The organism is Microbulbifer okhotskensis, from assembly GCF_023895975.1.
Classification (GTDB): Bacteria; Pseudomonadota; Gammaproteobacteria; order Pseudomonadales; family Cellvibrionaceae; genus Microbulbifer; species Microbulbifer okhotskensis.
Genome location: NZ_JALBWM010000262.1, coordinates 1 through 1,866, shown reverse-complemented (window position 1 = coordinate 1,866; position 1,866 = coordinate 1). Strand labels below are relative to the sequence as shown.

General features: G+C 53.4%; 1 pseudogene. It reads left to right on the top strand.

Annotation, left to right across the window (positions count from 1 at the left end):
• A pseudogene (locus MO867_RS21875) lies at positions 1-1,866 on the top strand (hypothetical protein); the annotation flags it as partial.

Sequence of the window (1,866 nt, the reverse complement as noted above, 5' to 3'; positions counted from 1 at the left end):
TCAGCGCGCGGACTACACCGCCTCAATCACCGCGCTAACCAGTTACTTGCAGGGATTAGCACCGGCCTGGAATGACTCCACTCAGGTGACCGCGATTAGCCGCAGCATCTGGAATGCCAACTGGGAATACGTTTATGAAAAGCGGCAGACACTGCTAAATGCCATTGTCGACGCTGCGCGGCAGCGTGCAACGTGGGATGGGGTGAGCGGATCAAATAAACCCGCTGACAACGCAACGCTCAATATTGTGGGGTATGACGAACTCACCGGAGCATTTACCGATAACGGTATTTTAATCGGCAGTATGCAGAGTTTACGCAAGGCGCAGCTGCGCGCGCAGCAAGCGTCGGCTTCGGTATTCGTTGATGCATTTGTGGATACCGCGGCGGTAGATGACTGGCCAATAGTTGCCGGAAATTCCACTGACAATATTTACTATGTGAGGACCAATGATTCAGGGGCGCGTGCCGGTGGCAGTGTATTGCGTATCGGTGGGGATGGCAGCGGTAATTTAGCCGGCGACGGTGAGGCCTGGATTGAGTTTAAGGAGCGCTTCCCCTTTGATCCGGATAAGTTGTATCGCATCAAGGCGCGAGTCTGGGTGGCCGATGAAGGGGATGTGGACAGAAATCTGTATGTCGGTGTTAGCGGTTATCGGGCTGATGGCAGTCGGTGTAATGGTGCTGGAAGTGACTCCTACAGCGGTCAACATTATGTCGCCTGCTCAGGGCTCGCAGTAGCGGGTGATGGCTGGCAGGAATACACCGGCTATTTTTTAGGTAATGCCAGCACCACAGAGGAGCGGGATTCAACGGGGCGCAATACGATTGCACAGCCGGCGAAGCTGCATGCGGATGTGCGCTACTTTTCCCCGTTCGCGGTAGCTAATCACGGCGGAGGCAAGCAGGGGCGAACACAATTCGACTACATTCGTATCGATGAAGTGGAGCCGGCGGGCAACGGCCTCTACTTAAAAACTAACAGTGGGTCGAGCCTGGAGGATAACGCCAACCCGGGAGAGGTGCAGCTTTGCGGTTTTGATGCAAACGGCAACCCTGACGGTGACTTACCGGGCTGGTTTATTTGGGATGGTCAGCGAGTGACGATTCCACCGGTTCAACTAAACCCAAGTCTGTCCGGACAGTTTTATATTGTTACCGATACGGATGGGGCCTGGACTTCAGCACGCTCAGCGCTTCCCGTATCGATTGAGCGTGGAGAATATAAATATCATTACTACGATAGTTCTACCACTCAGCGAGTAAGCTTCGTACCGACAGAAAATCATCTAATTATTGGAGAGATATCTCTCTCTGCGACGGAGATGGTTGCCAGCGGCGGCGTCTACCAAAATCCGCGCCCCCTCATTGGATTTTCTCAATATCTCAGCGGCCTTAATGAAAAGGGCCAAATCGCCGACCAGCGCAGCCTACAACAAAACATGGGCTCAGTGGCGAGCCTGCCAACGAGCAGCACGGTGTTATCTGCCTCCGATAACGGCTCTACAGCAAAAATAGCAATCTCTTCCCACGCCGTTCAGTACGCTGGTTTCACTGTTAGCTATAACAGTGGCTCAATCACCGGGTTAAGTTTCTCTACCACCTATTACGTTTATGTCGATGATCTCGACTATGCCGGCGGTGGTGTTACTTACTACGCAACCACACAGATTTGGAAGTTGGCAGCCGGTATTGGCAGGCGTGCGGTAGGAACTATCACAACTCCTGCAAACGGTGGCGGCACCACAAACCCAGGTGACCCTTGGTGTGTTGCCGCTGGTATGTGGCTGCGTGAGGGCTTGCTGGCAGATAACTGCGAAACTGACGAATTGATCGACTGTTGGGACGTTGGTGACAACGATACCCA